16 protein-coding genes, 1 tRNA gene and 6 pseudogenes are annotated in these 24,777 nt (G+C 32.9%); 18 read left to right on the top strand and 5 right to left on the bottom strand.

Translation table 11 applies throughout. The features are described from left to right. Window positions 1-2: 2 nt before the first annotated feature. Window positions 3-443 carry a hypothetical protein gene (locus AAG068_RS28555; protein ID WP_342719916.1) on the bottom strand — a complete coding sequence of 147 codons (441 nt, stop codon included), beginning with the start codon at window positions 441-443 and terminating at the stop codon, window positions 3-5. A 738-nt stretch (window positions 444-1,181) separates the two neighbouring features. On the opposite strand from AAG068_RS28555, the gene AAG068_RS28550 reads away from it, so the two are divergent. From AAG068_RS28550 to AAG068_RS28520, 7 genes and pseudogenes are all read left to right on the top strand, one after another. Further along, window positions 1,182-1,493, top strand: a complete 312-nt coding sequence (locus AAG068_RS28550) for an ArsR/SmtB family transcription factor (protein WP_342719915.1) — start codon at window positions 1,182-1,184, stop codon at window positions 1,491-1,493. 494 nt (window positions 1,494-1,987) lie between these two features. Continuing rightward, a complete protein-coding gene (locus AAG068_RS28545) occupies window positions 1,988-2,308 on the top strand; it encodes a hypothetical protein (RefSeq protein ID WP_342719914.1) in 321 nt (106 codons plus the stop codon). Between the two features lie 408 nt (window positions 2,309-2,716). Next, the gene (locus tag AAG068_RS28540) at window positions 2,717-3,586 is read left to right on the top strand and encodes a hypothetical protein (protein WP_342719913.1); all 870 of its coding nucleotides are present in this window, start codon (window positions 2,717-2,719) and stop codon (window positions 3,584-3,586) included. A gap of 395 nt (window positions 3,587-3,981) precedes the next feature. Continuing rightward, complete coding sequence (locus AAG068_RS28535; protein WP_046956037.1) at window positions 3,982-4,449, top strand: GNAT family N-acetyltransferase; 468 nt, start codon at window positions 3,982-3,984, stop codon at window positions 4,447-4,449. Window positions 4,450-4,901: 452 nt separating this feature from the next. Further along, a pseudogene (locus AAG068_RS28530) lies at window positions 4,902-5,585 on the top strand (Panacea domain-containing protein); the annotation flags it as partial. Window positions 5,586-5,819: 234 nt separating this feature from the next. Beyond that, window positions 5,820-5,893 (top strand) — tRNA-Ile (locus AAG068_RS28525). Window positions 5,894-5,916: 23 nt separating this feature from the next. Beyond that, a complete protein-coding gene (locus AAG068_RS28520) occupies window positions 5,917-6,069 on the top strand; it encodes a hypothetical protein (RefSeq protein WP_342719912.1) in 153 nt (50 codons plus the stop codon). Between the two features lie 214 nt (window positions 6,070-6,283). Here the strand turns inward: AAG068_RS28520 and bla are convergent, their stop codons facing one another. Next, a complete protein-coding gene (gene bla, locus AAG068_RS28515; protein ID WP_342719911.1) occupies window positions 6,284-7,216 on the bottom strand; it encodes a class A beta-lactamase in 933 nt (310 codons plus the stop codon). A gap of 683 nt (window positions 7,217-7,899) precedes the next feature. Here bla and AAG068_RS28510 point away from each other — a divergent pair. The 3 genes and pseudogenes from AAG068_RS28510 to AAG068_RS28500 all read left to right on the top strand — a co-directional run. Then, on the top strand, window positions 7,900-8,520 hold the full coding sequence (locus AAG068_RS28510) for a DsbA family protein (protein WP_342720100.1): 621 nt from the start codon (window positions 7,900-7,902) through the stop codon (window positions 8,518-8,520). 172 nt (window positions 8,521-8,692) lie between these two features. Next, window positions 8,693-9,514: a cytoplasmic protein gene (locus AAG068_RS28505; protein ID WP_342720099.1), complete on the top strand. Its 822-nt coding sequence runs from the start codon at window positions 8,693-8,695 to the stop codon at window positions 9,512-9,514. Window positions 9,515-9,554: 40 nt separating this feature from the next. Continuing rightward, window positions 9,555-9,767, top strand: a pseudogene (locus tag AAG068_RS28500) (nuclear transport factor 2 family protein); the annotation flags it as partial. Window positions 9,768-9,861: 94 nt separating this feature from the next. Here AAG068_RS28500 and tnpB read toward each other — a convergent pair. Further along, window positions 9,862-10,979 (bottom strand): annotated as a pseudogene (tnpB, locus tag AAG068_RS28495) (IS200/IS605 family element RNA-guided endonuclease TnpB). Between the two features lie 339 nt (window positions 10,980-11,318). Between tnpB and AAG068_RS28490 the strand changes: the two are divergent. From AAG068_RS28490 to AAG068_RS28480, 3 genes and pseudogenes are all read left to right on the top strand, one after another. Next, a complete protein-coding gene (locus tag AAG068_RS28490) occupies window positions 11,319-11,918 on the top strand; it encodes a hypothetical protein (protein WP_342720102.1) in 600 nt (199 codons plus the stop codon). Window positions 11,919-12,078: 160 nt separating this feature from the next. Continuing rightward, window positions 12,079-12,306 (top strand): annotated as a pseudogene (locus tag AAG068_RS28485) (hypothetical protein). A 142-nt stretch (window positions 12,307-12,448) separates the two neighbouring features. Continuing rightward, complete coding sequence (locus AAG068_RS28480; RefSeq protein ID WP_342720098.1) at window positions 12,449-12,739, top strand: hypothetical protein; 291 nt, start codon at window positions 12,449-12,451, stop codon at window positions 12,737-12,739. Between the two features lie 357 nt (window positions 12,740-13,096). Here AAG068_RS28480 and AAG068_RS28475 read toward each other — a convergent pair whose 3' ends face one another. Continuing rightward, window positions 13,097-14,527, bottom strand: coding sequence for an IS4 family transposase (locus AAG068_RS28475; RefSeq protein WP_153582270.1), 1,431 nt, complete (start codon window positions 14,525-14,527; stop codon window positions 13,097-13,099). 627 nt (window positions 14,528-15,154) lie between these two features. Between AAG068_RS28475 and AAG068_RS28470 the strand changes: the two genes are divergently transcribed. The 3 genes and pseudogenes from AAG068_RS28470 to AAG068_RS28460 all read left to right on the top strand — a co-directional run bounded on the left by AAG068_RS28470 (window position 15,155) and on the right by AAG068_RS28460 (window position 17,092). Beyond that, window positions 15,155-15,418 (top strand): hypothetical protein, encoded by a 264-nt coding sequence (locus AAG068_RS28470; protein WP_342720097.1) that lies wholly within the window; start codon window positions 15,155-15,157, stop codon window positions 15,416-15,418. Continuing rightward, the gene (locus AAG068_RS28465; protein ID WP_342720096.1) at window positions 15,409-15,552 is read left to right on the top strand and encodes a hypothetical protein; all 144 of its coding nucleotides are present in this window, start codon (window positions 15,409-15,411) and stop codon (window positions 15,550-15,552) included. The genes AAG068_RS28470 and AAG068_RS28465 overlap by 10 nt, the downstream gene beginning before the upstream one ends. A gap of 144 nt (window positions 15,553-15,696) precedes the next feature. Beyond that, a pseudogene (locus AAG068_RS28460) lies at window positions 15,697-17,092 on the top strand (IS4 family transposase). 381 nt (window positions 17,093-17,473) lie between these two features. Here the strand turns inward: AAG068_RS28460 and AAG068_RS28455 are convergent. Next, window positions 17,474-17,976, bottom strand: a pseudogene (locus tag AAG068_RS28455) (ABC transporter permease); the annotation flags it as partial. Between the two features lie 975 nt (window positions 17,977-18,951). Between AAG068_RS28455 and AAG068_RS28450 the strand changes: the two are divergent. Then, window positions 18,952-20,205: an MFS transporter gene (locus tag AAG068_RS28450; protein ID WP_342720095.1), complete on the top strand. Its 1,254-nt coding sequence runs from the start codon at window positions 18,952-18,954 to the stop codon at window positions 20,203-20,205. A 13-nt stretch (window positions 20,206-20,218) separates the two neighbouring features. Further along, window positions 20,219-24,775, top strand: coding sequence for an amino acid adenylation domain-containing protein (locus tag AAG068_RS28445; RefSeq protein WP_342720094.1), 4,557 nt, complete (start codon window positions 20,219-20,221; stop codon window positions 24,773-24,775). Window positions 24,776-24,777: the final 2 nt, after the last annotated feature.

The following is a 24,777-nucleotide window of genomic DNA, read 5'->3' as shown; positions in this document are numbered from 1 at the left end:
GTTTACAGTATATCAAAGTGTCCATCTGCATGTGTTACTTCAATTTTCATGCGATATGTTCCTGGTTCAGAGATTGCTCTATTATTGCCAGTCTTAGTATCAAAATCTTCATATAAATTTGTTCCAGCTACTAATAATGAACCATAGTGAAAATCAGCATCATAATAATCCCAACCAGTATCGTAGTGTTTTTCAAAAGATGCTGTGTAATGTACATCATATGCATTATCATTTATTGCTCGTAGAATGATATTTTGTCCCAGTCTGTATGTCGTATCTGAAAGTTGAATTGTGAAATTATTTAATGTTTCTTTAGGATCGCAAATGTAACGACAATATTCGCTCGCCCCATCAGCATGAGCTTTAGGTGTTTCCACATTCATTGCGGCTAAACTGCCAAGAGCCAATATGCCCGCTAATACAACTTTACTAAATGTTTTCATTTGAAATTCCCCCTGAGTATGTTTTTAATTCATTCAACAGATGTCACATCAAGTAGTTTTATAACATTAAGCAAATTGAATGCTCTTTTTTCTTGAGTACATTTGCTACCAACCTTCCATCTTGTAGTAATTCAATCTGTACATAAAATTACATGGTTTTAAATCCTATATATGTACCTTAATGTACATTGAATAGATCATTTGTTAATTTAGCATCTCTAAATGGAGGAGTGTAAAAGAGATTTAATACATTAAAGGAGGCATACATATTATTAGGGTTAACTAAAAAACGAAATATAAAGGATATTTTAGGTTAGGAAAATTTAAAAGGCCTTGTCATTATAGACAGGGCCTTTCAAAAAAGGGACACAATTGACAACTGAAGGTGACTTCATATTACTATTTTTGGTATTTTAATTCCAGAAATCCATGTTGAGAAATAAAATGATTATTTTGTAGAGTATGAGATGGGGGATACTGCTTATCAATTTTTCAGGACGGGAAGGCAAAAGCAGAATTTTTTATTTGCTTTAAACAAAGGGTAGGAGAAGTACTTTTGCTTAGTAAATCGTGTTAATCATAGATCAAAGTTATGTGAAAAAATGTTTTCAGGATAGGTGTCCTTTTTGTTTTAAGAAGAGAAAATATTTTCACAACAGGACAAATCGCAATCATCTATAAGTACTATTTATAAGGATAATAAGAAAAATAGAGATTAATAATAAAGGAGAATGCGAAATGAAAACAGTAGTAACTGATAGAGATCTAGCTGAAATTCGCGAAGAAGACGTAGATGTTTTAAAAGTAATGGCACACCCGGTCCGATTACAAATTGTAAATGAATTAATGCATCATAAAATGTGTAATGTTACGCAGTTAACGGAAATGTTAGGACTCCCACAATCTACTGTTTCACAGCATCTATCAAAATTAAGGGGAAATGTACTTCGTGCAGAAAGAAAAGGATTAGAGATACATTATTATATAGATAATGCTAAAGCTCTTCAGATTGTAGGAATCTTAGTGTATAGAGATAATAAAGTTGTTTAATTTACAATAAAGTCGTTTAAAACATAATAAAGTTGTTGTAAAAATGCCGGTCATGTTATTCAGCAATTGGACCAGATTATGGAGTGATTTTATTAATCGTTTCATTAAAATTGTGAAGAAGTGTACTTGGGGTACAGCCGAGATACGTGTAAAAATAGATCATAGCGATACATTTTTTCCCAGACGTTATTTTTCGGAGATATTTGTAACATAAACGTTCGTTTTTGTTACGTTTTGTGTTTGAAAATATGAAATATCCTAATCGTTGAACTAGCTGTAACAAAATACAGTATCAAAAATAATTCCTAACATTATTAGTAAAACAGCTTTTTGTTACACCGAAATCTGATAATGGAAATAAAGTATAGCCCATAACCTTAAATTACATACATCTCGACTGATCCCTTTTTTATTTGCATTTGACATAATATTAAGATGTAAAATTTTCTTGTTTGTTGTAATATTAGGAAGTTTTTACTTAAAGGAGTAGACAGATGAAAAGATTAAACGATACAACTTTTGGGATTGCCGTAGGAGCAAATTTCATATTTTGTATAGCTTTGTATATTTATTTTGCTTATCATTATGAACTTATTTATATTCATTCTGGTGAACCCTATTTAGATACTGGACGTGATCTTACATATATAATTTATGCCTTAATGCTCCCATTAATTATCGCCATTATTTCTTCAACCATGGCATTGAAAAAAAATAAAGATCACGCAAAATTTTTGGTTCCTAATATACACTTTTCCGTAATATTTTTGATATTCACTACCGCCGGGTTTCTTTTTATGTGTATTTATGGTTAAGCGCTACAAGTCTTAACATTGCCCCTTTTTATTTTCTTTCGACAAAATAGTTGAAACTGGGTACAGCCGAGATACATGTAAAAATAGGTTATGGGCTGTATTTTATTTCTAAATAAAACCTATTGAACTTATAACTAGATTTCGTTTTGTCTATTATGGGTTAGCCCAAATCAGCCATTGATTAGTTGCTGAAAACACTTTGTTTCAATTGTGTAATTAGGGTGTATGATAATAAGTAAAAAAATAATAGATAAAAAAACCAATTTTAAATCAGATTGGAAATAAAAGTAAGGCTATGACCTATTTTTACACGTATCTCGGCTGTACCCCTACTTAAGTCAACGTGGCAGTTTAGTTGAATAAAAAATGTTATAATATTATTAAAATTTTAGAAATGTAGGGAGCAAAATGAAGCGTATTAAAAGATTGATTCAAGTCATCTTAGTAAGTACATCATTCCTAATTCTTAATGGATGTTATTTCCCTAAAGATCAACTGACTCAACCAATACAAGAATACTTAAAAACAAACTATGGAATACAAGATGAGTTTTCTGTTATTAGGACAGATAATAATTGGTTTGGAGGGATTGGCCATCAAACTTATGTAGAAATGAAAACGCCATATCGTGCTTATCCGTTCTTAATGATTGAAAGAGATACTTTGAAAATCTTAAAAGATGATAGTGACGATATCTATCTCGAACAATTCAAGGGTGCATATATTGAGCAACACCCAGAAGTAGTTCAAGTAATGAAACAGATCATTAAAAAATATGGGTTAGTGAAATATCCTGATAAAGTTGTCCTAGAAGGGCATAACCCTATTCGTATCTTTCCTTACGATAACATTAAGTTAAATATAAATAATTCTCAAGAGCTACTTGATGATTTTAAAAAGACTCAAAAGATTGATACTATTGGACTTTTACCTACATTAATGCCAAGTGATCCCCGACGTGAAAATTATAATATCAGGTATGTAGGTGTGGTGAATTTTCAATTTGAATTTGACATGAATAAAAATAAACATCCTATTCCAAAGGCCAAAGATCTAATTGAGGACTTTCAAAAAAGTGGGATATTAAAAAAAGGGATATACAACATAGATATGTTAGTAGATGATTCAAATCCAGATCATTCTGTGGGATGGGAATATAATAATGTAGTTTTGTTTGAAGTCGATGAAAATGGTAAATATACCATAATTGCTACTCCTAAATATGATGATTTAGATAGAACTTACTATTATGGTGATTACGCAGCTAAAAAAATATAAAATAAAACTTTGGGTTGAATTATTTAATTGGAATTGACTAAAAATACACGTGATTCTACCCTTATTAAACGACTTTATTGTTATATTTTTGAGTACAGTTAAGTACCTTATATCGAAAATTAAACAACTATATTTTAACCCCGTCCTAAATTTAGAACGGGGTTATGCTTGTTTTAGGTTTTAAAATTTAATAGCTTTATTGTCTTTTTACACTTAGGTTTTTAGGTTAATAACGCGTAAAAGGTTTCCTGTTACATGGCAGGAAACTTTTTTATATATAATTGGGATGATCGATTGGAATTAAATGGTATAATATATAATTTTAAGGGAGTAAAAATGTATGAGAGAACAATTAAGTTATCCAATTATTACAAAAAACAAAAGGGGGATTTCAAATGAAAATTAGTATTGAAAAACTAGATGGAAAAATAGGTAATCGAGAGCGTATTAAAGAAATAATAGAATTATGGAATCTAAACGCAATAGAAACTGCAGATTGTGAATTAGAAGAAGGAGATAAAAAAGGAATTGAAGAGCAATTAGTGGAATTGATTCAATCCAGATATGGTACAGTTTTTGTAGTAACTGATGAAAGTAATAATCTAATTGGTTATGGAATTGGCTCAATAAAGAAAGATCTAGTTACAGATATGTTATATGGTCAAATAGAGGAAGTTTATGTGAAATCAGAATATAGGAGGCAGCAAATTGCGCAAAGTTTAGTCGGAAATTTGAGAAATTGGTTGAATCAAGAAAATGTCTCTCTGATTCATGTCTATGTAGACTTAGATAATAAGTTAGCATTGAATTTTTGGGAGAATACAGGATTTGAAAAAGAATTTTTTCTTTTATCAAATAGCTAATTTATATAATTAAAGTTTAAAATAGGATTACTATAATAATAGCATTGGACTACTATAGTAGTCTTTTTCATATATAGAAGAAAATAAAGGTTAAAATCATCATTTTTAATATATAGGTATATTGTTAGTTTATTTGATTCCGTTTATTCCCGCACATTATGTGTTGTAGTTGAGTTGTAGAAGTAAGTTTTGTTCTTACTTTAATTTTGGAAGGGCTTCTTTGAGCCGATTAGTGTATTTAGCTTATTTTGTTATGCACAATTAATCAACTTGAGGAGGCCGTTTTTGTTTGGCTTTAAACAGGTATAAATGTATATTTCTGTATAAAACAATAGATTAAAATAGGAAGTTTATATAAGCGGAGAATAAATATGAGTAATTGATTTGTACATCAGGAGAGTTGGAGAGATATGTAGTTTTTTAACGTTAAATGAATACACAAATACATGAAACATGGAGATATTCCGACAAAGCAGTACTTGGATATATTGAAAAGATTAGGTAGGGATCAATCTTTTATGCTAGATATTTTGGAAAGAAATAAAGATTTAATTACTCAAAAAGCATATAGGGTTTCTAAAGAAGCAATTGCAAAACTACAGGAAAATGAGGATTTTACTTCTACACAGATTACAAAAATCGAGGAAGTTGCTAACTATTTGCCGTATAAAAATGATGATATTACTCCTTTAGCTCTTCAAAAGCTTTTATACTATGCGCAGGGATTTTGTAGGGTGTTTACTAGAACATATTTATTTGAAGATGATTGTGAAGTAGGAAGTCACGACCCGGTATATCGAGTTATTTTTAATAAATACAAAGGATGTCAGTACGACAATCTTGAAGTTAATTATAATAGTACAAATCAGTTAACTCAAATAGAAAAGGAACTATTAGATTGTATAGTTAATACTTTAGGCTGTTATAGTGGAAAGAGTTTAGAGAAAATGATTCTATTTGACTTACCATGGGCAGTAGCTGATCTAGAATTAGAAGATAATAATTCTAGTAAACCTATCATGGAAAAAGAGGAGATAGATAATTGTTTTAGTACAATGGAACAGGCATATAATTTAGTTGCTATTTCTGATATTAAACAATATAGCATAAGGGTATTTAGTAATATGAATAATTAAGTGTTGTAGCTATATCATTTTTAATATGATTGATATATACATTTTTTTACTTTTAATCAGATCTCTGTAAAGGTACTAAAAGATAGTACTAATTATAAAATATTAGGAGTGCAGAATATAAACAATTTTAACACGATGTAAATGTGCATATTAAATAAAAAGTAAAATGAATTGATACATTATATGGTAAAATGATATATGTGAATACGCTTTATGAAGTAAATTTTATTCTTTGGACCTTTAGCTCAGCTGGTTAGAGCAAACGGCTCATAACCGTTCGGTCGTAGGTTCGAGTCCTACAAGGTCCACTTATAAACAAGGGGATTGTGAAATGAAAATAATTGGTTTAGAGACAGAAAGAAAAAAGAAGGAAAAATTAATGGTAACTATTCCAATTATAGAACTAATGTATGGAGAAAAAGGGGAAATTGAATTTAAAGTAGTAAGAAAAAAAGTTGTTCCACAATCCATGTTTGAGAATTAAACTACTTTTACTTCTTATAGGCTGTAGGATTGTTATGTGAGAGATTTCTAAATATGGAAACCTCGTGGATACTAATAAAAGGGAAAACTAAAAGTTATGTTCGAAATGGAGGTGAATTTGTAGTGATAATGGTATATTCCTTGTAAAATACATAAAAAGACCGTCACAGTATTGTGACGGAAAATAGAAAAATTCTGATGACTAACTACTATTACTATTTATTTGTAGCTTTTAAAGCATTTAACACTATTTTGGTTGCTTCTGCAATAAGCTTATCATCGTATTTAGCATCTTCTTTATCATGATTAGAAAGTATCGCAAGAACAATTGGCTTTTTATTTGGTGGCCAAATAATTGCGATATCATTTCTGGTTCCATAAGATCCCGAGCCAGTCTTATCAGCTACTTCCCATCCTCCTGGAACTCCAGCACGAATTAATTTGTCTCCCGTAGTGTTCCCTTTCATCCAATCAATTAATAAATTCCGTTTTTCAGTTGAAAGTAGATCTCCTAGCGTGAAAGCCTGAAGACTAGTAGCTAATGCCTTTGGGGTACTAGTATCATGAGTGTCTCCTGGATGCACTTCGTTTAATTCTGGTTCAAAACGTTCAGGGTTTGTAATGGTATCTCCTATTTTTCTCAGTGATTTTTTGAATTCACTAGGCCCACCTAATTGTTTGAGAATAAGATTTTGTGCCGTATTATCACTATATCGAAGGGAAGCATCTGCAAGCTCTTTCAGAGTCATACCTGTATCAACATACTTTTCTGTAATTGGATTGTAATTAACAAGATCTTCACGAGTATACAAAATTCTTTGATTGAGATCTTCTATTGATTTCTTTTGTAAAAGTACTCCCACGGCTAGAGCTTTGTGGGTAGAAGCGTATGCAAACCGTTCATCTGATTGATACGTAACGGTTTGATTCGTATCAGTGTCCAAGGCATAAATACCGAGTTTAGCATCAAATTCTTTTTCAAGCTTAGCAAAAGAATGATTAACTGTATTTTCTTGCTTGGCTTGTTTAGGTGGTTCAGATTGAGTATTACTATTGGAACAGCCTATAAGCGTTGCGCATGAAAGAAATAATACAGGTACAATCTTTTTGTAAGGTAACATGTTAAAAAACTTGTTTAAGACTATCATAAATTTTCAACCTCTTTCAATAATATATGGTTTTTGTCTAGGTGTTCTAAATATCAATACAATTAAAGAGTGTATAGGATAACACTCTTCTTGCATCACTCTTATCATAAACACCTGTTTTATACGTATAATTAATAGACAATCTAAGTAGCAGGTTTGTTCCATTTAAAGAAATAAGAAGATGTTTTTAGAATTCATTACCTTAAACAATAGACATTTAGGGTAAAGGGAATTTATTTTAATTCCATATTTGTGGAAACGTTAAAGTAAAAATTTAATGTTTTTTGTAAAAAAGAATTGACTTTTAATTTAGTTGTAACTAATATGGTTTCATATGGTGTAACTAATTAAGTTACAACTGCTTCCTGTTTTAAGAATAAAGATTTATATATTTAATTAAGGATAGCTTAAGGATAGCGGACTATACATTGTCGTCCAGTGTAGAAAATTACTACTATATTAACAACTATGCATATTCTGAACGGTAGTATTTTCTGCTTCAGAGCCAAAATGTGCAGTGTTATCTTTTATAAATAATTTTAGTGATCTTTTTTGGGAAGGATTAGTTTTTGGGGAAGATAATAAGGTTGCTAAAAAAGATGCACTTTTACAACCAAAAAGCTAGCTAAGAATTTTTAAGTGATAGCTGAACTAGCTAATAAAAATAAAGGTAGGAGATTTAAATGGAAACGAAACAAGATAACCTTATTTACGTATGGGACGCTTATTGTGGATGGTGCTATGGATTTTCAGAAAGTATTAAAGGTTTTTACAAAAACCACACTGAAATGCCGTTAACAGTTTTATGTGGGGGATTATTTTTAGATGATCTACCAATAAAAAATTTTTCGTATATAGAAGAGGGAAATAAAAGAATTAATCAACTTACAGGTGCAGAATTTGGTCCTTCCTATCAAAAATTGGTGGAAGAAGGGACTTTTAAAATGAATTCGAAAGATGCTGCAATTGGCTTTTCAGCTTTACGCTCATTAGCGCCAGACCGTTTGTTAGAATTCACGTATGCTATGCAAAAAGCGTTTTATTATGATGGACAAAGCCTAAGTAATCCTGAGACATATCGTAAGATTGCAATTGAGCATGGTTTGGAACCTGAGCAAGTATTAGAGCGTTTAAATGCGCAAGAAACAATTGTAGATGTCCAAAATGATTTCAATAAGGTTCGACAGCTTGGTGTTAATAGTTATCCTTCTTTACTTTTACAAAAGGATAATCAAATTATTCCTATTGGTGGTGGGGTAATGAAGCCAGATAAAATTGAAGCACGTTTTAAAAATTTATATTAAGAAAACTTAGGCTATAGTAGCAAATATGCTAGCTTACGCCATCCGACATACATCTCCCATCTATTTGCTGGTGCGATGAACCTTTTAAGAGAATTGAAGAGGAGTCTTCTGTCGGAACAAAATAAAAGTGTGTTATCTATTCAATAAGTATAACAAAAGGAGAATAATATCTATGTTTAAAACAATCGATACAAATCAAAAAGATGTAAAATTGACGGTGTTTAGTTCAGACGAAAAAAGTTTCATGGTCACTGCAACCTTAGTTGAGAAAGCAGGACATGCATTTTTAATAAACTCAAAATTTACTCAGTCTGATTCGAAAGAAATAATTGATTATCTGAAAAAAAATAACTTATCTCTAGATAAAATCTTTATTATTCATGGGGATCCAGACTACTATTTTGGATTAGAGAGCATTAAAGCTGCTTATCCAGAAGCTATAGCGTATGCTACAGAGTCTACGGTTGAACATATTGTTCATTCTGTATTAGGAAAATTGAAAGTTTGGAAAGATGCACTTGGAGAAAATGCACCAAGTAATGTGGTATTACCTCAAGTGTTTAAGGAAAAATCTATTGATTTTCAGGGACTAACATTTGAACTAGTAGGCTTAGACGATTACAGAACTAGCTTATTTAACAGAGAACTGAAATTATTAATTGGAGGAATAGATGTATTTAACGAAATCCATCTATTCTTAGCAGATACTAGTTCAAAAGCAGCAATGGAGGCATGGATTGAGAACTTGAAAGTGTTACAGGCTTTAAATGCTGACGTAATTGTACCGAGCCATGGATCAATTGAAAAATCATTAGATAATCAAGCGATTACTGCAACTATGGATTATTTAAGAACCGCAATTCAAGCTTCTGAGGAAAGTAAAACTTCAAAAGATTTTGTAGCAAAACTTGATACAGCATATCCAGGCTATGCAAATAAAGGCGTATTAGAATTAAGTGCAAAAGTTGTAACAAAAGAAATGTCTTGGGGTTAATGCTATGAATAAATATCAAAAACTATTACATTAAACGTATGTGTTAACTGGCGAAGGAAAATTGGGTGCTTTTAAAACGTATTTAAGTAAAAATGTATCTTGGACAGAAGCTGCTGGGTTTCCATATGCAGGTACTTATATAGGTCCAGATGAAGTAGTAAAAAACGTACATGAATGTCTTGGCACGGAATGGGATAATTGTAGCGCTAAAGATGAAATTTATGCATTTAATAATAATACTGTTACCGTTTATTGAAAATATAGTGGATCATTTGAACTACCCTCACTTTTACTTCGTTTAGAAGTGAGGGATTCCTAAGTAAAGAGTTCTACCGAACTCTAGTTGATTAGGCTAACCCTGCAGTCCTTGCGGTTAGAAGCCTTATTGCTTCATTCTTTAGATTGATACTTGTGTTAATATCCCTATCATGGTGTGTACGACAAGAAGGACACTCTCATTTACGTAGGTTTAGATTTTTAACATCTTTGTTCTGATATCCACAACAAGAACATAATTGGCTGGAAGCAAATGTTTTCGATACGACAATGACTTGTTTGCCATACCATTTTGCTTTATATTCCAACATGGTTCGAAACTGTGACCAAGATACCTCACTAATTGCTTTTGCTAACTTATGATTCTTTAACATATTCGATACTTGCAAATCCTCTATACCGATACCATCGTGGTTTTTGATGATTTCGGTTGAGATTTTGTCCAAGTAATCTTTTCTAGCATTTGATATGTATTCATGAATTCTAGCTACCTTGACTCGTTGTTTATTCCACCAAGAAGATCCTTTCATTCTTCTAGAAAGAACATGCTGTGCTTTCGCCAACTTATCTTCTAATGATCGGAAAAACTTCGGATTTTTATAGGGTGTTCCATCTGACAAAATAGCGAAATCTTTTAGTCCTACATCTATTCCAATGTAAGAATGTGTTTTCGGAAGTTCTTGTACTTCTGCTTCAACTAATATTGACACAACATATCTGCCAGAAGGGTTCCGTCTAACAGTCGCATTTACAATACGTCCCTCTACTTCGCGACTTTTGGCAAATCGAACAATGCCTAGTTTCGGCAACTTTATTTTGTTCCCTACAACGGCAATGTTTTCATTTGTTTTGTGGTATAAGATTGTACGTTGTTCTTCTTAGATTTAAAGCGCGGTGCGCTATTTTGTTTTTTGAAAAAGCGCGTATAGGCATCGGCAAGGTTGCGAACAGACGACTGAATCGCAATACTATCCACTTCCTTTAGCCAAACAAACTCTTTCTTCATGGCAGGGAGTTTGGCAGAGCATGTACCATAGGTCAAGCCTTTTCCTGTCTCTTTGTATGCGTAATCCCATAAGGATAGAAAATGATTGAATACAAAGCGAGAACAACCAATCGTTTTGTTGATTAGAATTGCTTGTGCTTGACTTGGATAGATACGAAACTTATAGGCTTTATTAATCATCATTTCATTCACCTCCATTTCGGTATATGACTATTATATACCAAACGTATATTCGATTGATAGTGGAGTAACACTTTCTGTATGTCGAACAATTAAGATGGCTTCCTGGCAGCCCTTGTTCGAAGCCAATTCATCTCCCACATACTCACTGGGCTGTGCCCCTTCAAGCTCCTTGAGGAAGGGGGCTTCTTGGCTAAAATGATAAAAAATATTAGTCGTGAATAAAGAGGTACAGAATTGAAGTTCGAAAGTGTGGTTCTTCTATCTAATAAGATATGATTTGATATTTTCTTAGTTTTGGTTCGTTAAGTTTATATACTTAAAGTAAAGGGCTTAATTTTAATTAAGGGGGAGGAAAATTTGGAGGTGTATAACTTAGCTGCTCCTACACAAACAAAAAATGAAGATTTACCATTCGATATTTCCTGGATGACCGATTGGATTGTAGACTGGCTTGGTTCTTTGTTTAATGGAGGCAGTGATGTAATTAAAGATGGGGGAGATAAAATAGATGGTGCAGTCCATGCGAGTGTGCCTGCATTTTTTGATGTTATTTTCCTTATTCTTTCTGTAGTAATTTTAATATCCTTATTAGTTTTTGGGGCTTCTTTATGGTTTAAACATATAAAGTGGAAAAAAAGATCTATATATTTTGGAGTAGGTTCATTTATTCTCATACTATTAATAAGGATTCTACCAGTGTTAATGTTGACAACACGTTCTTTTGATTTTCAAACCTTTATGAGTAATATGGTGGGCTTAATTACTTCTATAATTTTAGGAACAGCTGTATTAATGTTTTTAATATCTTTAGCATTAGGTATGCTTTATAAAAAATTTGAACATCCCAAATATGGGAAATGGAGTTCAAGTTTAAGATATAGTTCCATCTTTATATTTGTAATGACACTGTTAGTACCGGCCTTACTGCGTCATTTATAATTTCGGTTTATATAAGGAAAAGGAGGAATAGTGCAGGGCATTTCTGTAATATTTCTGTTTAATTATGCTAGTGCTAGTTCTCCTCTAGATTTCTGAATTAAGTCTAACACATTAAGAGAATTTTGTTGTAAGAAGTTTTGGCAAAGGGGGAGAGGTACTTGTGACTACTTTTGTTGTAATGGTTAGTATATTTTTAATTCTGTTCGTAATTGGTCCCAAAGCGACTTAGAGAAAAGAAGAAAGAGATAGAATTAAAAAGGAACATGAAGAGAAAATGGAGGCTTTAGAGGAAGAAAAAATTGACTTAGATATTAATGGAACTAAAGTACGGTTACACAAGAAGCCTAAGCTAAAGAAAAGTATATATAGAATAAAGAGTAATCGGTAGCAAAAAATTAAATCGAGTTATATTTATATACTAAGGGGGATTACTAATGTTTAATAGAACCAAAGAAGTACCAAAATATTAACAAATACATTCTGGAGTATATAAGTTTGAATTAACGTACATTACTGGTCTATTTAAATCCATGGAACAGAATGAAGATAAGGTACGTGAGGTACAACGATTTCCTGTAGAAGTGTATGTTCTTAATGATAAAGATATAGCAAACGATATAGCAGCAAGATTTGTGATATATGGGAATGATAATCGATTAGTAGGAGATCGTTATGTTCAGTTGGCAACGATATTAAGGAAGGCTTACTTTACAGCGTTATTCACTCCAGATGTCCCAGAAAAAATAAAATGGATTGGACATCGTAATGCTAAAAATACAGTACGGAATAGAGAAGAGATATTAGAAATTGAATTAAAATAGGATAGAAAATCGGCATCTTATAGTATTGTAGGAAACAGCTTTTCCTTTTTTTTAAAATATCAGCCCGATTTATTTAAAAATAGGAAAATCCCCATCACCTTAAGAAATTATTGTTGTCCATAACGAAAGAATTGAGCCGAATTCTCATGAATAATTGTAAAAAGTTGAAATTTTCGTCATGGGGATAATTAAAACCTTAGGTTGATGGCGATGGGGTACCGCCACACATCCATCAACTTAAACTATATGTTTATATAAAAACTGATCTTTCCATGTAGTTTTTTATTATCTTTTATAGATATCATAAAAGTAGGCATATCAAATAAACCCTGACGGGTTTCAATTTTTTTACTATAACTATGCTACCTGATGGATTGAAGTGGTATACTCATAAACAACGCCCAAAATATCAAAGACCGTTTTTTTCTCATATCTGTGGGATTTTCGTCCGTTTCGCTGTAGGAGGTTAAACAGACGAAGAAGAATCTTTGATAATTCTTGGGTGTTCTTATGTAATGCTTGATAAAAAAGTAAGAAATAATCTTTAATCATGTACATCGCTTTATATTCACTTAGCTCTTTCTGTTTCTTACGTAACAGAAGTTCTCTCATTTTAAACATAGTAGAAGAACATAATAGGATACTAATGAGTTGTCCATAAAGGTGACATTCTAGTCGCTCTTGTTTAATAGATTTACAACGATGAATTTGAAACCAAGATTTCCATATTTTAAATAACAGCTCAATTTGCCAACGCAATGAATATAAATCATAGATTTTCTCTTTTGGCACCCATTCCGTAGGAATGTTTGTCATATATACCGTAATTCCTTGTAAGAGTTTCGTACGCTCTGTATATGTAATCCCTTTTTTCTTTTCGCGAATAGCTCGATCACGTAAGCGTTTCTGTTTTTGCTCCTCCGTACACCTATAAACCACAATGCGAGTAGGCAACTTGCCTTTACTCCCTACATATACATCATGTAACTCATACACTTGACCAGGTTGTAATTGTTTCATGATATCTTCTAAATGAATTTGTATATATACGGGTCTCAATTGAGCAGGTTTTGTTTTAAATACCACTGTTTCGAATTCTTTCCTATATATTTTAGTTGGTAATTTAAGACGTGATAAATAATATCCTTGCTTATCTTGGATAGACTTAAAGTCCTGTAAACGAAAGTATCCTAAGTCACGAATATATAGTTCATTCTTTTGTATCATGCCTGTTCGAGTTGCACCATATGCCTGATCACTTCGTTTTCCTGGTTCAATTTTCACATCAGAAAATTCTCCGCTCAACAAGTCATACTCTAATTGAATTTTTATACCAGCTTTATGACTACATCCTCCGGCACCAGGATAAGTAGATGCGAATCGATCTGGAACTTGAAAGGTTGTAGAATCAAGGATGCGAATGCGCTCAAAGTAAGCAGAAAGAGAATGAGAAATCTTAGATAACCCTCCAATCTTAGCTTGTAGAAGTGTAGTAAATACAGTTCGAAAGAAGGCTACCGAAGCTGAGTTAAAGCGTCGATTAAGTCCCTCTGGACTTAACAAAACCCCTGTTGAGGTTTCTAATTGACTACAAAGTTGAGTAAGAGAGGTAGTAGCGATTTGTTGATTTAACCATACACACAAAGATAGAAAATGGTGCCCATGGCACTTACGTTTTCGTTTCATTCCGCCAGCTTCTATAGCTAATCGATTAAGTGTAGCGGGAGACATATATCTATACAACTCTTCGGCAAATAAAGACAATTCTTGTTTTTGATGCATATTCATAAAAAGCACGTCACCCTTTCTCATTAATATAAGAAAATAGTAACGCACTTTCAATTTCAAGAATAGTCAAAATCCTTAAGTTGATGGATGTGGGGTACCGCCACATGCCCATCAAGCTAACAAAATAAAATACCTCCTAAAATGAAAAAACGCGATTTATTCTTTCTGTAGAAACATAAGAATAGATCGCATTTTTTATGTCTAAATTTATATCTGATAAATTACATTATTTTTTCGAGATATTTAAAATTTTTTATCATAATATATCTTACGAGATTTTGCTAGAGATTTCGTTTTGTACAAAGAACCAATAAATATCGATTCCATATGTATTTGTATTTTAGATTAAAACGCATTTCAGTCCTATAGGTTTCCTGCAAAAAAGAATGGAATTTAATCTATTTATAGTGTTTTTAAAATATTATAAAATAGAACATTGTACATTTATATAACGTTCTATTTAGTTTAAACGTAATGTATATTATACTTATAATAAATAGATATATGATATAACACTATGGCATAAAGAATATGTAAAAAGAGAATATGAAATGTTTATACGTTTGTATTAGCTAGGAATAACACTTTCATATTAAATTTATTACAAAAGAAAGAGGAAAATGAGAGATGAAAATCAGTTCAAGCATAAATAACAGGCTTTACCCTTTAAATACTACAGTTTTAAATAATACAGCTCCAAGTATTACAACTTCACGTATAGTGAACAATAATCAAAAACATATTCCTGAAAATAAGACTAGGGATAATCAACTTTCTGAAAAAAATGTAGAACAACATATTAATAACAAATATAATTCAATTAGCTCACAAGGTCTCTCTATATTTGAATTTCTTAAAATGTTATTGGATAAAGGTGTACTATGTCGATAATAACAGAAATATTAGTGGGAATGTTAGAGGGGCATAGTAAGAAGAATGAAGAATCGGAGAAAGGATTAGATAAAGAATCAGAGAAAGAATTAGTACAAGGATTAGAGAAAGGATTAGGTAATATTCAAAAATAATAACAATTTTTAGGTTTTTTTAACGAATATTCGAAATTTTTTCAGGAGTCGACTTTTCTTTTGGATTTTTTTCTCCCCCCGCCCTTAAAGTGTAAAAATACGCTATTCTTTCTGTAGAATCATAGGAAAGGATGGCGTGTTTGTATGTCTATTTCTGTATCTGACGAACTACAACTATTTGCACAGGAGATTCAGAGTCTTTTATCACCAAATACATTACAGAATCTAGCTAGAGATGTTGGGTTTGTACAGCGAACAAGTAAGTACCAAGCAAAAGATTTAGTTGTTTTATGTGTATGGATTAGTCAAAATGTCGCAAAAACCTCTTTAACTCAGTTATGTAGCTGTTTAGAAGCATCAACGATTTAATGCCACAGCTGTGCAATTTCTACAACAAGTGTTAGCCGAACTTCTCAACCAAAAGTTATTTTCAACTAAGCTGCTCACTTCTCCATACACTTCTATTTTCAAGCGTATTCGTATTCTAGATTCAACTTCATTTCAACTTCCCGATGTATTTTCATCTGTTTATCCAGGTGCAGGAGGATGCAGCCATACAGCGGGGGTGAAGATTCAGCTTGAGTATGATCTATTAAGTGGACAGTTCCTACATATTCATACAGGTCCAGGTAAACAACATGATCGAACCTACGGTTCCCTGTGTGCCCCAACTGTAACAGCGAATGATTTATGTATCCGAGATTTAGGTTATTTTCATTTGAAAGATCTTCAACATATACAAGAGAAAAAGGCTTATTATATTTCACGTATCAAATCGAATACACGTATTTATCAAAAAAATCCTAACCCTGATTATTTTCAAGATGGCAGAATCAAGAAAGGAACAGAGTATATCCAGATGGATATGGAGGTTTTAATGAACTCTTTTCAACCAGGACAAACATATGAAATATCTAACGCTTATGTAGGAATGTCTGATAAAGTCCCAACTCGTGTGATTGTTCATCGACTAACAAATGACCAACAACAAAAACGATTACAAGATCAAACTGTAAGGGAAAAAAAGAAAGGAATGAAGTATTCTGCTCGTAGTAAACGACTTAGCGGTATCAATGCATATATGACAAATACTCCTACAGACATTGTCCCGATAGGACAAGTACATGATTGGTACTCTTTACGTTGGCAAATCGAAATTTTATTTAAAACGTGGAAGTCATTCTTTCAAATTCATCAGTGTAAAAAGATAAAACCAGAAAGATGGGAGTGCCATTTGTATGGACAATTGATTGCCATTCTACTCTGCTCTTCTATCATGTTTCAAATGCGGCAATTGCTTCTTATAAAAAAGAAAAGAGAACTGAGTGAATATAAGGCCATATATATGATTAAAGATTACTTTCTTCTTCTTTTCCAAGCAATACAGAAAGACATCCAAGAGCTATCAAAGATTCTAATTCGTCTGTTCAACCTCCTACAGCAAAACGGGAGAAAATCTCATCGATATGAGAAGAAAACAGTCTTTGATATATTAGGTGTCGTTTACAATTGTACTATGTCTGATAAGCAAGCGGCTTAATTCAAAAAAATGAAACCCGTTAGGGTTTATTTCGTGTGCAAATCTTTAGGTTCCCTACACATAAACTTTATAAACAAGAAACAACCTCTATTATAATTAATGTTGTATGAGCTTAGCTTGATAGCAATGGGGTACCGCCACATCGCCGTCAAGCTAAGACGTTACACTATCCATAAAGCAAAAAATACGTTATCCCTTCCTCTGATTTTGCAGATAGAATGGCGTATTTTTTCATTTTAAGAGGAATTTTATTTTCTTAGCTTGATAGAGATGTGGTGCTACTCCATTAGTAAAACAAAGAATTTAATTTGCTCACTAAAAAAGTGACTTTAAGTAAGAGGTATATACGGAATACCATCAGCCTTTCTTTCAGTTTCCACTTTAATTTATGGAATGAAGTATTTGACGCAAATAACTTCTTCTAATAATAAGGTAGTAAATTATTTGTACACTAGTAAAGCTCGTGAATATGAGAATAGAATTTCCTGCAATAGGTAAGTCTATGTGCCTGTTCTGCGCTAAAAACCTTATTGCCAAGAAGGCCACGCTACTGTGAAGAACAGAAATCAAAATAGGTATAAAAAATAATATGCTAATTTGTTGGGTTACATTTTTTTTATCTCTCTTTTAGTTAACCCTAATTTAGAAAGCATTTGAAATTGGCTTTTATCTCAATATAAATCTAAATATATCTATAAACGGAAGTTAAAGAAACTAATTGTAAATATAAAAAATACAACTCCTACTATTACACTAAGAATAGATAGTATCGCATTCACTTGTTTACTTTCTAACCATTTTAATACCGGGGAATCAAATATAAAAGGTCGATATGCGTTTGTATAATCATTTGGAATTATCTTTGTAAGTTTTTTAGCTACATTTTTATTAGCACAACGAGTTAGCGTATGAACAGAGTGTAGCAAGCGGCGAGTCATAGTCGATAGTGAACTTCTGTCATATTTATAAAGAATAATAAAAATTGAGTGGGATCCGGCTGGGTTAATAGCTATGTCATAAAAAACATGACATTTTGACACTACCGTATATGACAGAAAAACACTTAGTATCAAAGAGCGGTTTTTAACACATTAACAATAAATGAGGAGGGGAGATTTTCATTGCGTATGATAAAAATATAAAGAGGAATGAAAGGGGGAAAAAGGTATGACCTATTTATGAAAAATAAACCAGTAACGAGAGTGTTTTAAGGAAAAGAAGTAATTTCTATGATTAACATACATGTGGAAAAAGAGGAGTATATCGTGTGTTATGACTCAATAGCGTTTGTGAAAATAATATTAACTAAGATAATTGCAAATTCACCTTGTTTTTATCTGAATTTTCCAATTTGATTATTTCAACTTTATGAAGATAGTAGCTAGAAAATTTGTGTGATAGTATTTTAAATAGAAAAAAAAGACAATTCTGAAAAGAGGGTGTAATTTGGATGGTTTAACTATTATAAATTTTAGGGTTAGATAGCTATTAATGGATTATTTTCATTGAGTAGAGTTTTAGCTTGTAGAATATGAAAATCAAAGAAAGTTGTTCAGATAAATTAATGAAATATTATCGTTTTTTACTGTGGTTGTAATGACGATATAACTAGAAATCATTTAATTTGTCCACGTTTATAGGTGAAAAAGATTATTTAGAGTCAGAAGTGAACGTATAAAAACTAAAAATAAGTATATTTGAATGCATAAATTATACCAAAGATATTGAATTTTATAGTTATTGAAGTTTGAATACTATTAAATTTCGGATGGATATATGTAGAGTTATAAATTATGTGCAAAAAAGAGGTATTGTGTACACCCAAACATCCGTTTTAGTAAATTTAAGGAGCACATTTTATGAAAACTACCGATTCAAAAGGCCTATTAGGAAATAGGGTTTATTTACAAGTTTTCTCTGCCTATTCATTGCTTATGCTTGGTGTTTTTATTGATATGTTAGCGATTATGACTATAGTTGGGTTTGAATGGGAAGTAGATCCTACTATGATTGGATTGATCCCTGTTGCATATGCACTTCCTGGAATTATTTTTGGCTCATGGGCAGGTGTTATTGCAGATCGTTTTAGAAAAATTCCAATTATGATGTTCTGTAATTTGATGGTTGGTTTAATAACAATTGCTCTTTTATTTGTACAAAATATCCACTGGCTCTTAGTGGCATTAATGATTCGTTCCATTTTTATTGTTTTCTATTATCCTGCACAACAAACACTAACAAGACAGATTGTATCCCCAGATTTGCTTACTAAAGCAGTAAGTATCAACGGAATAGTAGAGCAGGGTACCAAGATAGTAGGCCCACTTATAGGGGGCATGTTGCTGAGTTGGTTTCAGCCAGAGTTCTGCCTCATTATAAGAGCTATAAGTTGTTTATTAGCTACGTTAGTTCTGATACCCACAATGAAATTTAAAGAAACTATATCGAAAGAACTTGTTGAAAAGCAAAAGCAAAGCACTTGGGCCGCTTGGGTACAAGGGTGGGGCTATGTGTTATCTAATCGGATAATATTATCAACTATGATTTTCGTTACAATAGCCATGGCAGTATTACAATTAGTAGACTCACAATTCCCGACTTTATTTAAGAGCTTATTCCCACATGATAAAAGTAAAATGGGATATATCATTTCTATTATTGGTCTTGGCGGAATACTTGGTGCATTACTAACTCAGAAATTAAAACAATTTCAATATGGTTGGGTAGTATGTGGAGGCATGGTTTTAATGGGAATTGGTTTTGGGGGGATTGGTTTGATAACGCCCGGTACGGTCTTCGTTTTGGCCTATCTGATTAGTTTTATCGCTGGTATTGGAAGTGGGCTGATGCTTGTATCTAATCAAGTCATTTTACAAATAGAATCTGATCAAGATCAAGTAGGAAGAGTATTTGGTATTCAAAGCAGTTTAACAAACGCAGTTCTAATTATTTCTCCTGCTATGAGTGGCCCATTAGTGCATTTGTTTGGAGTAACTCAACTCTATGTTTATGGCGGGATTGGGCTTGTTGTCATTGGAGTAATTGGAGTTTCACTGCAGAAATATTTATGGGCTAAACATAAACACGAACCTATAAGAGCAAATAATTTTTGAAGGGAAGATTTTTATGACCAATGAGGAATGTTTTCCATTAAGTCACCCGCAGCGAAGAATATGGTATACAGAAGTTATTCATTCTGATAAAGGGATATGTAATTTAAGATTTTTATTTAAACTTCATCGAAAAATGAATTATTCAAAATTAAACCAAGTTGTGAATCGGGTTATCAGTGAAAATGACGGTCTGTGCATTAGATTAAAAGAAAATGGGCATCAGGAACCTAAACAATATTTTATTAAACATGAAGAACAAGAATTTGAGTTTTTCGATTTCAGTAATGTGGAGAATTCAGATTTGCTTGAGGAATGGATTGAGCAGAAAACAAAAGAAAGGTTTACATTACTTAATTCAAATTTATACTATTTCGCTTTAATAAAATTAAACGATAATGAATGTGCAGTCTTTGGAAATGTTCATCATATTATCATGGATGGTTTATCAATTCAAATATTTACTGAGCAGATTGCAAAATATTATTATGAAATGCATAACGAGACTGAGGAAGGCGAAATTAAAAATTCATATGTTCAATTTCTGGCCAATGAACAAACATACTTGAATAGTAGTCGCTTTCAAAAAGATCAAAAATTCTGGTTAGAGGAATTTAAAACACTTCCATCTGTAACCGGATTGAAACCCTATAATACGTACCAAGTTAGTACCAAAGCATCACGCGAGACGTTTATATTATCGGAGCATTTGAAGAGAAAAATAGAATTATTTTCCCAAAATTACAAATTTAGTTTATATACTCTTTTTGTCGCTGCTTTCTCGTTGTCCATGTATCGGTGGACTTCATCGCTTGATATTGCATTAGGAATGGCTTACGGCAACCGTATGACTAAAATGGAACGAAAATTGATTGGAATGATGGTGAGTACAGTTCCTTTAAGAATGGATATTGATCCAGAAGAAGAAGTGCTTTCATTTATTGGTAGGGTGTCCAGAAAACAAAGTAAATCATTAAGACATCAGAAATATCCATTTGATTTATTATTAAAGCAGATTAATAAAGAGAATAACAGCAATGTGAGACTTTTTGGAACTACGATTGATTATAGGGATCGTGATGAAAGTGGTGACTCACTATGGATCGCAAACCGTGAAGAGGTACAAGATTTTGCAGTGCATATTGAAAATCTAATTGATATAGACTCTTTACATGTACATATTGATTATCGTGAGGAGCTATTTTCTAAGGAAGAGATAAAACGCTTTTTTAACGTTATGTTAGCGATAATGGAAAACACTTTTGAAAACCCAAAGCAGAAGGTAGCTGAAATCGAAATTATTTCTGATGAAGATAAAAGAAAAAGTTTAGTTGAGTTCAACAATCCTAAGCTGGATTTCCCACCTCGGGAAACTCTTCATGAATTGTTCGAACGACAAGCAATGATTTATTCAAACGCTATTGCAGTTACGTATGAAAAAGAAAAAGTTACTTATAAGGAGCTTAATGAACGTGCAAATCAGTTAGCTCATTATCTGCAGAAAAAGGGAATAGGACCTGATACTTTAGTTGGACTGTGTGTTGAACGTTCTCTCGAAATGATTGTAGGTATTTTAGGGATTTTGAAGGCTGGTGGGGCTTATGTTCCACTTGATCCAACATATCCAGAGCAGCGACTTCAATATATTTTAGAGGATGCTAGCATTCAGTTATTCGTAACGCAAGAAAGTTTAAAAGAATTGAAATGGTTACCAGAAAATGTTGAATCGATTTGCCTGGATCGTGATCAAGAAGAGATTGGGAAAGAAAGTAAGACCTTGCCGGTTTCTGATGTGAATTCCCAAAATCTAGCTTACGTAATCTATACTTCGGGATCAACAGGGAATCCAAAGGGCGTTATGATAGAGCATCACAATGTCATTCGGTTATTTAAATCGACGGATTGTTGGTATCAGTTTAATGAAAAAGATACTTGGACGCTTTTTCATTCTTATGCATTTGATTTCTCAGTATGGGAAATTTGGGGAGCATTATTAAATGGTGGAAAATTAGTTGTTGTTCCGTACTGGATTAGTCGATCGCCAAAAGATTTTTATCAATTATTGGTGGAGGAAGAAGTCACAGTTCTAAATCAGACACCTTCCGCATTTCGACAATTAATACGAGTGTGTGAACATGAAGATAAGAATAAAAACTTGCAGCTGCGTTATGTGATATTTGGCGGAGAAGCGTTAGAACCCATTAGCTTGTTACCGTGGTTTCAAAGATATGGGGATAAAGAACCACAGCTAATTAACATGTATGGAATTACAGAAACTACAGTTCATGTTACGTATTATCCAATTACTCTAGATGATGTGCATCATGCTTCGAGAAGTAATATCGGAAAACGGATTCCAGATTTAGAAGTGTATATATTAGATGCTTATCAACAACCTGTTCCTATAGGTGTAGATGGTGAGCTTTATATTGGCGGGGCAGGGCTTGCGCGTGGGTATTTAAATAGACCTGAATTAACAGCAGAGCGCTTTATATCTCATCCATTTAGTAGTGATCCGAAAGCAAGATTATACCGGACAGGAGACTTAGCGAGGTATTTGCCAGATGGTAATCTGGATTATCGTGGAAGAATTGATCATCAGGTTAAAATACGTGGTTTCCGAATTGAGATTGGGGAGATTGAGTCTACTTTAAATGCATATGCATCTATAAAAGAGGCAGTTGTAATTGTAAGAGAAGATCAACCGGGTGATAAACGATTAGTAGCTTATGTTGTAGGAGATGGAAATGTAGGTGCGTGGAGAGAGTATCTTAAAGCGAAACTACCGAGCTATATGGTACCTTCAGGATACGTGAAGATGGAAGCCATTCCACTTACAGCTAACGGCAAAGTTGATCGTGAGGCCTTACCTATGCCAGAGGAAAAGCAGATTAATAGTGAATGTGTTGGCCCTCGGAATAGTAATGAACAGATACTGGCTACAATTTGGAAGCAAGTATTAGGTATTAAAAAGGTGGGAATCTATGATAATTTCTTTGAAATTGGTGGCGACTCGATTCTCAGTATTCAAATCATATCTCAAGCAAGTCAAGTAGGGTTAAAACTTACTCCAAAGCAAATGTTTGAATGCCCAACTATTGCCGAGCTGGCACAAGTGGCTATAGAAACGCAGGAAGTACAAGCGGAGCAGGGGATTGTGACAGGAGATGTGCCTCTTACTCCAATTCAGTACTGGTTCTTCGAGCAAGAACATCCACATCCAGAGCACTGGAATCAATCAATGCTTTTAAGAGTAAAAGAGAGATTGGATGTGAAGTTACTAGAGGGAGCAATATTAAATTTAATCAAACATCATGATGCTTTACGTTTCAGGTACGAGCAGTTACCAAACGGAACATGGAGGCAGAGAAATGAAGGGACTGATGAGCTGTCAGTACTCCATGTTGTGAAACGGAACAAAGTTAATGAAAAAGAGTGGAATAAAATAATACAAGAAGAGATGAACATTAATCAAGATAGTTTCAATTTAGTTACTGGTCCGTTAATGAGAGTAGTTTACTTTGAGGATAACTTGACTGGAAATGATCGAATATTCTGGGTGATTCATCATTTAGTAGTAGATGGAGTATCGTGGAGAATTCTATTGGAAGATTTACAGGTGGTATATAACCAGATGAAACAAGGTCAAGGAATTCGCTTACCTGCGAAAAGTACATCTTTTAAAGAATGGTCTGAACGACTCCAGACATACAGTGATTCGGGTATTTCAAAAGAAGTACAGGGTTATTGGAATGAACAAGTAGAAAAAGAAACGATGACAATTCCAATGGACTATCCAATACAAGAAACAACAGAAGAATCGATTGATCAAGTGACGAGGACTTTAGGAATAGAAGAAACACATGCATTGTTACACGAAGTTCCAGTGACTCATAAGACAAGGATTGATGAGGTACTATTAACGGCATTAGGACAAGCTATCGTCGATTTTACAAGTCAGCAAACGGTTTCTATTCATCTAGAAGGACACGGAAGAGAAGAGATGATTGAAGGTATTGATTTATCACGGACAGTGGGCTGGTTTACGAGTATTTATCCCGTTCATCTCAATTTTCAAGGAACTCAAACACCTATAGAAGGGTTAAAGGCTGTCAAAGAACAATTGCGTCGAATTCCGAATCGCGGAGTTGACTATGGTATTTTACGTTACTTGAATAAAGGGTTAATTCCGGTTTATCAGCAAAAGCCTTCAATAAGCTTTAATTATTTGGGCCAATTTGATCAGGTGTTTTCAATGGAATCTTTGTTTATGCAAGAGACAGGGTTTACATTTTTAGATCATGCTCCAGATTCCAAACCATCTCATCTAATTGATGTTATCGGAATGGTGAAAGATGAAAAGTTACATTTTGTTTGGATGTATAGTAGGGAACAGTTTTCTAAATTAAAAATTCAAGTGATAGCAGATGGAATGTTGAGGCATCTTCGTCAACTTATAAATAAACCAATAACAGAGTCTGCTTTTACGGTATCAGATTTTGCTGATGCGGAGGATCTTACGGAAGAAAGCTTGAGCAGAGTATTACTTAAATTAACAAAGAAGAGGGTGTAAAT

This window comes from Bacillus paramycoides (assembly GCF_038971285.1).
Taxonomy (GTDB): domain Bacteria; phylum Bacillota; class Bacilli; order Bacillales; family Bacillaceae_G; genus Bacillus_A.
The sequence above is the reverse complement of the archived record's forward strand: the minus strand, read 5'-3'. Positions and strand labels throughout refer to the sequence as shown.